Genomic DNA, 8,201 nt, shown 5'->3' with positions numbered 1-8,201 from the left:
CCCGCCGCCGTCATCAGCGCAGCTGCGGCGCCCGCTCTCGCCGGCGCACCGGCGCTCAGCGCACCGCCGATGCACGCTCGCCAAGACGTCGGCGCGCAGGAAGACGAAGTCGCGGGCACCGCCGTCAAGTCGCCGATGGTCGGAACCGCCTATCTCTCGGCCGAGCCGGGCTCAAAGCCGTTCATCGAGGTCGGTAACGCGGTCAAGGCCGGAGACACGCTGTTGATCGTCGAGGCGATGAAGGTGATGAACCCGATCACCGCGCCCGAGGGCGGAATCGTCAAGAAGATCATGGTCGCCGACGCGCAGCCGGTCGAGTTCGACCAGCCGCTCGTCGTCATCGGCTAAGGTCGCCCGATGGCGAAAATCGAAAAGCTGCTGATCGCCAATCGCGGCGAGATCGCGCTCCGGATCCACCGCGCCTGCCACGAAATGGGCATCAGGACCGTCGCCGTCCATTCGACCGCGGATGCCGACGCGATGCACGTCCGCCTGGCCGACGAGACGGTGTGCATCGGTCCCCCGCCGGCGACCGACTCCTATCTCAACATTCCCAACATCATCTCGGCGGCGGAGATCGTCGACGCCGACGCGATCCATCCCGGCTACGGCTTCCTGTCGGAGAACGCGCAGTTCGCCGAGATCGTCGAAAGCCACAATATCGTCTGGGTCGGCCCCAAGCCCGAGCATATCCGGACGATGGGCGACAAGATCGAGGCCAAGCGCACCGCCGCCGGGCTCGGGCTGCCGCTGGTTCCCGGTTCCGACGGCCCGCTGGTCAGCGTCGAGCAGGCCAAGGAAATGGCCGCCCAAATCGGCTATCCGGTACTGATCAAGGCGGCGTCGGGCGGCGGCGGGCGCGGAATGAAGGTGGTCCCCGAGGAGGACCAGCTCGAGAGCCTGATGAGCCAGGCGGCGTCGGAGGCGCGCTCCGCGTTCGGCGACGACACCGTCTACATGGAGAAATATCTCGGCAATCCGCGCCACATCGAATTCCAGGTGTTCGGCGACGGCAACGGCCACGCGATCCACCTCGGCGAACGCGACTGCTCGCTTCAGCGCCGCCATCAGAAAGTGCTCGAGGAAGCGCCCTCCCCCGCGATCACGCCCAAGCAGCGGCACCGCATGGGCACTTTGGTCGCCACCGCGATGGCCGAAATGGGCTATCGCGGCGCGGGCACGATCGAGTTCCTGTTCGAGGACGGGGAATTCTATTTCATCGAAATGAACACGCGGCTCCAGGTCGAGCATCCGGTGACCGAAATGATCAGCGGCATCGACCTCGTGCGCGAGCAGATCCGCGTCGCGTCGGGCGAGGGCCTGTCCTGCACGCAGGAGCAGGTGCACCTCCACGGCCATGCGATCGAGTGCCGCATCAACGCCGAGGACCCGGAGACCTTCGCCCCCTCGCCCGGGCTCGTGAAGAATTACGTCGCGCCCGGTGGAATGCACGTCCGCGTCGATAGCGGCCTCTACACCGGCTATCGCGTGCCCCCCTATTACGACAGCATGATCGGAAAACTGATCGTCTACGGGTCAAACCGCGCGAGCTGCATCCGCCGCTTGCGCCGCGCGCTCGAGGAATTCGTCGTCGAGGGGATGAAGACGACCATCCCGCTGCACCAGAAGCTGGTCCGCGACGAGGAGTTCCTCGCCGGCGACTATACCATCAAATGGCTCGAGCAGTGGCTGGCGAAGCAGCAGTCGGAGCCGGTCTAAGCCGTTCGATTTCCGTCCCAAACCGCGACACTCTTCAGTTCGTCCTCGACTTTCGGCTCTGGTTAACCGAAATTAAGGTTCAAATGCGCGTGTGAGTCGCAGGCGGCCGAGTCTGCGCTCAACAGCCTGTTGCGAACGAATGGCGACGATCAGCGTGGGGGCTCGCGTGTCCGGAACTGACATATTTTTGTCCTATGCCCGTCAGGATCGGCAGACTGCGCGCATTTTCGCCGATTGCCTGGCCGAGGAAGGTTTCAGGGTCTGGTGGGATGCGTCGCTCCACTCGGGCCAGACCTTCGATGAGGTGATCGAACAGAATCTGAGGGCCGCGAAAGCGGTGATCGTGCTGTGGTCGCCGCGTTCGGTCGCCTCCCGCTGGGTTCGCGCCGAGGCGACGCTCGCCGACAGGCGCAACAAGCTCGTCCCGGCGATCATCGAGGCGTGCGATCGCCCGATCGTGTTCGAACTGACCCACACGGCCGAGCTCGCGGACTGGCAGGGCGACCGGTCCGACGTGCGCTGGCGGACCTTCGTCGAGGACCTGGGCCGGCTCGTCCATGCCGAGGACGAGGACGGCCACGCGAGCGGCGCCGACGTCGCACACAAACCCGCGGAACCTCGCGCCGCAGTGCCACAGCATAATGCATCGGCGCCTCAGCCCGTGGGGCGCCATCCGCTTCGGCCGGGCAGCAACGAGGTGATCTCGGCCGAGCGCTTCCGGCGCGAACCGGCCGTCGTCCCGCATCCGCGAAACGTCGCTCCCGAGCCTCATCCGGCGGCGAGCGAAATCCACTGCCTCGAGATCGAGGATGCCGAGCTGCCTGAAGAACTGATCGTCGTCGAAGCGTCGGGCGTGAAGATCGGCCGAGCCGCCCCGGCCGACATCGTGCTCGCGCACCGCAGCATCTCGCGCGAACATTGCATCGTCGGCCTTGCCAACGACGAGCTGCTGGTCACTGACCTCAACTCGACCAACGGCACCTATATCGATGACGTGCGGATCGACCGCGCGACCATCCTTCCGGTTGGTTCAGTGCTCCGCATAGGCAAAGTGGCGCTGCGCCACGCGATTCTCACCAAGGCCGAAGCGGCGGCGCGCGAGCGCACCTGGTTTCAGCCCGCCGGGATCGCCGCTTCTTCCTGACGTTGCTTCTTTATTGTGACGGCTGCTTCTGAAGGAAGACGATATAGGCGCGCGTCTGGTTCGCCTGCTTGAGCAGCTTCTGCGCTTCCTTTTCAGTCTCGATCCCGCGCATCGACGCCTTGAGGGTCTTCAGATAGGAATCGTAATTCCTCGCGAGCTGGACGTTCTGCCCGGATCCCGAGCGCATCACGCGCTTCGCCATCGCCCGCGCATCGTCGACCGTGGCATTGAACTGGGACAGGGTCGACGACGACACGCCCGCGTCGGGCGTGGCGGTGATTTCGGCCGCAGCGACGGTCTTGCCGTTCCTGGCCGTGGCTGCCGAGGGCGCGGCTGGGCCGGCCTTCGCCGCCGCTTTGGCCGCGGCCTTCTTCATCGCCGTGAGTTGCGCCTGCGCGGCGGCGGCCTTGGCCCTCTCGGCCTGGAGTGCCTGCGCTGAATCCTCCTGCTCTGCGGCCTCGGGGGCCGCCGAATTTTGCGCTTCGTTCGCCAGCGCCGCTTCATCCGTCGCGGCTTGGGCGTCGGTCGGCGCGCCCAGCGCCGGCGCGACGTCCCCAACCCCGTTCGGAATCGATTCGGCATTCGTGAATTCGTTGGGCGAGCCGCCGCCGCGCATCGTGAAGGCGCCGACTCCGATGACCGCGACCAGCCCGGCCGCGACCGCGCCGAGCATAACCGGGTTCAGCTTCTTTTTCGCGGTTGCCGGTTCGCCGCCCTTCACCGCCGCCTTGTCGGCAATCGGGACCACGGCTGCCGCCTTGGCCTTCTTGTCCGCGGGCTCGGACGCCTCGGGCTCCTTCGCCGCCGGCTCGGCGTCCTTCTTGTCCGACGACCGCTTCTTCGAGGCCCCGGTTTCCTCGCCCACCCGCTTGAACTTTGCTTCCTTCGGGTCGGCGGGGACGCCGGTCTGCACCGGCGCCTTGGGATCGACGTCAGGGGTCGGCGGGACCGGCATGATCTCCTCGGCCTCGACTTGCGAGGCGAAGAAACGCGTCGCCTCGTCATCGGCGTCGTCGGTCGCCTCGGCCGGCTTGCCGAACATGGCAAGCCACGCGCTCAGCGTCTGCGGCCGCTCGTCGGGCTTGACCGTCATCGCCGTGTCGATCGCAGCAAGGAAGCGCTTGCCGTAGCCGGGCCATTTCCCCGCGGCGAGCGGCGTGCCCAGGCCCGCGTGTAGCCGTTCGAGCACCTCGGGCGGCTTTTCGCCAGTGACGCATTCGTACATCACCACGCCGAGCGCGTAGATGTCGGTCCACGGCCCCTGCGGGTAGGTTTTCACATATTGCTCGATCGCGGCGTAAGGGGGCGTGTGGAACGTCACCTTGGTGCTGGTCGCTTCGGCAGCCTCGAACCGCGCCGAGCCGAAGTCGATCAGGACAGGACGGTTGTCCTCATTGATGAGGATGTTCGGCGGCTTGATGTCGCGGTGGAGCACGCCGACCCGGTGCGCCCGCTCGAGCCCTTCCGCGATCGGCTGGAGGATGTTCCACAGGCTTCGCTCGTTGAAGCGGCGGCCCTGCTTGAGCATCCTCGAGAGCGACATGCCATCTTCGAAATCCATGACCATGTAGGCGGTGCCGTGGATTTCAAAGAGGCTGCGGACGCTGACGATGTTGGGATGACGGCTCGGCGTGGACAGGTTCCACAGCAGCTTGGCCTCTTCGACGAACTTCTTGAGTCCGAGCGCGTGCACTTCCTCCGCGTCCGAATCGATCGGCACGACCGTGTCCTCGGAATCGCGTTCGCTGATCGAGCTTGGGAAATACTCCTTGATGGCCACGAGCTCGTTGAAATAGACGCCGCGCGCCTTGTAGACGATTCCGAAGCCGCCGACGCCGAGCACTTCCTCGATGCGCCACTCGCGCAGCACCGTGCCCATCGGCAGAGCTTTGTTACTATACGCCTTGGTCATCGCCGCGAGTGCCCCCTCGTTCGCGTTATCGAAAAGTAAATCGCATGAAGCTTCGGCAAATGCTAGTCAGTCGCCGGACAGATGCCGGGGGGCGCGAATGGGTTTTGAGTGCGCAAGCCGCACCGACGTTGGACTGAAGCGGAAAATCAACGAGGACAGCGTGTTCGCCGACCCGGAGCGCGGGCTTTGGGTCGTCGCCGACGGCATGGGCGGTCACGAGGCCGGCGAGATCGCGAGCGCGATGGTCACCGATGCGCTTCGCAACCTGCCGCCCTGCGACGATCTCGATGAGCTCGCCAGCGAGGCGGTCGCGGCAATCCAGCGCGTCAACCGCGAGCTGATCGATCTCGCGCGCGCCAGCGACCGCCAGCAAACGATCGGCACCACCGTGGTCGGCCTCGCGATCGCGAACGGCGCCTATCGCTGCTTCTGGATGGGCGACAGCCGCGCCTATCTCTTCCGCGGCGGCGAGCTTGCGCGCATCAGCCACGACCATAGCCTCGTCCAGAACCTCGTCGACGCCGGAATGCTCAAGCCGGAGGACGCCGAAAGCCACGCGAACGCCAACCTCATCACCCGCGCCGTCGGAGTTGCTGAGCATGCCGACGTCGATGTCGTTGCCGGCGAGGCCATGCCCGGCGACCGGTTCCTGCTCGCGAGCGACGGGCTGACCCGCGTCGTCCCGGACGACGAGATTGCAGCAGAGCTGGAACGCTCTTCGCCAGGCGAAGCTGTGGACCGACTCACCGAGACCGTCCTCGCACGCGGTGCGCCGGACAACGTCTCGCTGATCGTCGCCTCCCTTGTCTAGGGCTTGAACTCGAGCAAATCGCCCGGCTGGCAACCGAGCACCTCGCAAATCGCCTCGAGCGTCGAGAAGCGGATCGCGCGCGCCTTGCCGGTCTTGAGGATTGAAAGATTGGCGAGTGTGATGTCGATCCGCTCGGCGAGCTCGGTCAGCGTCATCCGCCGGTCGTGCAGCAGATCGTCGAGCCGGACGACGATCGCCATCAGATGGTGCCTTCGAGGTCTTCGCGCATCAGCGTCCCCTCGGCGAACACACGCGCGAGGACGAACATCAGGATCACCGCGAGCCAGCCGCTGGCTGAAAAGCCCGCATCGAGATGGATCGGAAATCCGCGCGACGAGATCGCCTTGCCGATCGAGCCAATGACAATGCTCAGAACCTGCAGCGCCAGGAGCGCCCAGGCAATCGCCTGCAGGCGGTACGCATTGGCTGCGACGAACGGGTCGCCGCGCCGGACCGTCTCGACCATCCGGAGAAGGCGCGTCAGGATCAGGTGGTTGAGCGGAACTGCAAGCAACCCCAGGCTGGCGATCGCCGTGAGGGCGATCATGACAGGCTTCGGGTCCATCCCCGGGGGAACGTCGATCGCCTTCATGAACCAGGCAGGATACGAGTTCGCGAAGATGACGAGTCCGAGGATTGCGGCGCCGTACAGCCAGTTGACGACGATCAGGATTCGCAAGCTCACATAGGCAACTGGTGGTGCGGTGGATCCGGGCTTCGTCATCGGGTTTCACTCCAAACGTCTCTTGATATCGAGAAACGATATTATACTTATCGTTTATCGGCAATACAATCCTCTTGAATGTGGCCACGCCAGCCCGATCTAAAGGGTACGCCGGCCTTTTCCCCTGTGGCCGGTCAGTCAGACTCGAGAATACTGACGGGCTCACCCGGGCGACACCTCGGGTGAGCCTTTCTTGTTGGCTGGAGTCGACGCTTGCGGGCAGGCAGGCACGAGTTCAGTAAATGTCCCTTAGAGGGGGGACACCGCCACATGAGCCTCATCGCCGACCTCAAGGCGCTCGATCCGTCGCAGCGCAGCGCGATCTGGGCGAGCTATCTCGGCTGGACTCTCGACGCATTCGACTTCTTCCTGATGGTCTTCATGCTCAAGGCCATCGCGGCCGAGTTCGGGACCGACATCGAGGCGGTGGCGGTCGCGATCTTCTGGACGCTCGCGGCGCGGCCGATCGGCGCTTTCTGCTTCGGCTGGCTCGGCGAGCATTTCGGCCGCCGGCCGGTGCTGATGGCCGATATCATCCTCTTCTCGCTGTTCGAGTTCGCCTCGGGCTTCGCGCCGTCGTTGACCAGCCTGCTCGTGCTCCGGTTCCTGTTCGGAATCGCCATGGGCGGCGAATGGGGTCTTGGCGCGAGCCTGGTGATGGAGACCATCCCGGCGAAGCTGCGCGGCCCTGTTTCGGGGCTCCTGCAGAGCGGCTACCCGTCGGGCTATTTCGTCGCCAGCCTCGTCTATTATCTGCTGTTCGACACGATCGGCTGGCGCGGCATGTTCATGGTCGGCGTCGCCCCGGCGCTTCTCGTCCTCCTCATCCGGATCCACGTGAAGGAAAGCCCGGTCTTCGAGCAACGGCGCGGCAAGGCGCGCGCGCGGCCCGTCGCCGAGCTTCTGCGCCACTGGAAGATTGCGCTCTACATGATCGTGCTCATGGCCGCGTTCAACGCGTTCAGCCACGGCACCCAGGACCTCTACCCGACCTTCCTTCAGCAGCAGCACCATTTCGACACCCACACGACCGGTATCCTCACCGCGATCATGAACGTCGGCGCTATCGTCGGCGGCATCGGCTTCGGCATCTGGTCGGAGCGGATCGGCCGCAGGCGGACAATCGTCATTGCCAGCCTGCTCGCGCTGCCGATCCTGCCGCTGTGGGCTTTCTCGACGACGCCGCTGCTGCTCGGGATCGGCGCCTTCCTGATGCAGGTCGCCGTCCAGGGCGCGTGGGGAATCGTCCCGGTCCACCTCAACGAGCTCGCGCCGCCCGGCGCGCGCGCGCTGTTCCCCGGATTCGCCTACCAGCTCGGCAACCTCATCATGTCGCGCAACGCCGTGTTCCAGGCACGAATCGCCGAGAGCCACGGCAACAATTACGGCCTCGCGCTCGCCATCTTCGGCGGCGCCATGGCTGTCGCCATCGCGGTGTGGACCGCGATCGGACCGGAACGCAAGAACGCCGATTTCATGGCCGACCCGAATGCGGCGCACGAATAAAGCCCAAGGCAAACTTCGGCGCTGACACGCGTTAGTCGGCGAGAGGAAAGGCGTGTCGAGCTACCGCGGAACCGCTGACCGACCGGACCAGGCCAAAGCGATCGCCGCCGTCGTCGCGGTGCACGCGGCGCTGGCCTTCGTCATTCTCTCCGGCCTCAATGTCGAGATCGTCAGCAGGGCCGTCGAGCAGCTCAAGACCTTCGACCTGCGGGCGCCCCCTCCCCCGCCGGTTCCGCCGCCGCCGCCGCCGCAGCGCCGCCGGCCGCAGCAGAGGGACGAAGCCGGAGCGCCCGCGAAACAGGCGGAGCCAACACCCGTCGTGGCCCCGCAGCCGCGGATCCCTGCGCCCTCGCCCATCCCCGCCGCCAGGGTCGCTGGCGCCGGC

Annotated in this window: 8 protein-coding genes and 1 pseudogene; 6 read left to right on the top strand and 3 right to left on the bottom strand. The window is 65.7% G+C overall.

Translation table 11 applies throughout. From position 1 onward, the window contains the following. From GH737_RS11160 to GH737_RS11150, 3 genes are all read left to right on the top strand, one after another. Positions 1–348: acetyl-CoA carboxylase biotin carboxyl carrier protein (locus GH737_RS11160; RefSeq protein WP_155264895.1), on the top strand; the 348-nt coding region annotated here is incomplete at its 5' end. Between the two features lie 9 nt (positions 349–357). After that, entirely contained in the window at positions 358–1,719 is a 1,362-nt protein-coding gene (accC, locus tag GH737_RS11155; RefSeq protein WP_155264894.1) for an acetyl-CoA carboxylase biotin carboxylase subunit, read from the top strand. 139 nt (positions 1,720–1,858) lie between these two features. Further along, positions 1,859–2,863: a TIR domain-containing protein gene (locus GH737_RS11150; protein WP_155264893.1), complete on the top strand. Its 1,005-nt coding sequence runs from the start codon at positions 1,859–1,861 to the stop codon at positions 2,861–2,863. A gap of 10 nt (positions 2,864–2,873) precedes the next feature. On the opposite strand, the gene GH737_RS11145 is transcribed toward GH737_RS11150, so the two are convergent. Next, entirely contained in the window at positions 2,874–4,775 is a 1,902-nt protein-coding gene (locus tag GH737_RS11145) for a serine/threonine protein kinase (protein WP_155264892.1), read from the bottom strand. 97 nt (positions 4,776–4,872) lie between these two features. Here GH737_RS11145 and GH737_RS11140 point away from each other — a divergent pair, with 97 nt between their 5' ends. Next, positions 4,873–5,586: a PP2C family protein-serine/threonine phosphatase gene (locus GH737_RS11140; RefSeq protein WP_196233117.1), complete on the top strand. Its 714-nt coding sequence runs from the start codon at positions 4,873–4,875 to the stop codon at positions 5,584–5,586. Here the strand turns inward: GH737_RS11140 and GH737_RS11135 are convergent. Together GH737_RS11135 and GH737_RS11130 are read right to left on the bottom strand one after the other, a co-directional pair. Next, positions 5,583–5,786 (bottom strand): helix-turn-helix domain-containing protein, encoded by a 204-nt coding sequence (locus GH737_RS11135; RefSeq protein ID WP_155264890.1) that lies wholly within the window; start codon positions 5,784–5,786, stop codon positions 5,583–5,585. The genes GH737_RS11140 and GH737_RS11135 overlap by 4 nt on opposite strands. Continuing rightward, on the bottom strand, positions 5,786–6,310 hold the full coding sequence (locus GH737_RS11130) for a DUF2975 domain-containing protein (RefSeq protein ID WP_155264889.1): 525 nt from the start codon (positions 6,308–6,310) through the stop codon (positions 5,786–5,788). Before GH737_RS11130 ends, GH737_RS11135 begins: the two co-directional genes overlap by 1 nt. 270 nt (positions 6,311–6,580) lie before the next feature. Between GH737_RS11130 and GH737_RS11125 the strand changes: the two genes are divergently transcribed. After that, the gene (locus GH737_RS11125) at positions 6,581–7,816 is read left to right on the top strand and encodes an MFS transporter (RefSeq protein WP_155264888.1); all 1,236 of its coding nucleotides are present in this window, start codon (positions 6,581–6,583) and stop codon (positions 7,814–7,816) included. A 52-nt stretch (positions 7,817–7,868) separates the two neighbouring features. Then, positions 7,869–8,201, top strand: a pseudogene (locus GH737_RS11120) (hypothetical protein); the annotation flags it as partial.

It is taken from the genome of Sphingomonas segetis, assembly GCF_009720245.1.
Classification (GTDB): Bacteria; Pseudomonadota; Alphaproteobacteria; order Sphingomonadales; family Sphingomonadaceae; genus Sphingomicrobium; species Sphingomicrobium segetis.
The sequence above is the reverse complement of the archived record's forward strand: the minus strand, read 5'-3'. Positions and strand labels throughout refer to the sequence as shown.

Coding starts and splice junctions, on each gene's coding strand:
- accC (WP_155264894.1), top strand. CDS start 358: ATGGCGAAAATCGAAAAGCTGCTGATCGCCAATCGCGGCGAGATCGCG.
- GH737_RS11150 (WP_155264893.1), top strand. CDS start 1,859: ATGGCGACGATCAGCGTGGGGGCTCGCGTGTCCGGAACTGACATATTT.
- GH737_RS11145 (WP_155264892.1), bottom strand. CDS start 4,775: ATGACCAAGGCGTATAGTAACAAAGCTCTGCCGATGGGCACGGTGCTG.
- GH737_RS11140 (WP_196233117.1), top strand. CDS start 4,873: ATGGGTTTTGAGTGCGCAAGCCGCACCGACGTTGGACTGAAGCGGAAA.
- GH737_RS11135 (WP_155264890.1), bottom strand. CDS start 5,786: ATGGCGATCGTCGTCCGGCTCGACGATCTGCTGCACGACCGGCGGATG.
- GH737_RS11130 (WP_155264889.1), bottom strand. CDS start 6,310: ATGACGAAGCCCGGATCCACCGCACCACCAGTTGCCTATGTGAGCTTG.
- GH737_RS11125 (WP_155264888.1), top strand. CDS start 6,581: ATGAGCCTCATCGCCGACCTCAAGGCGCTCGATCCGTCGCAGCGCAGC.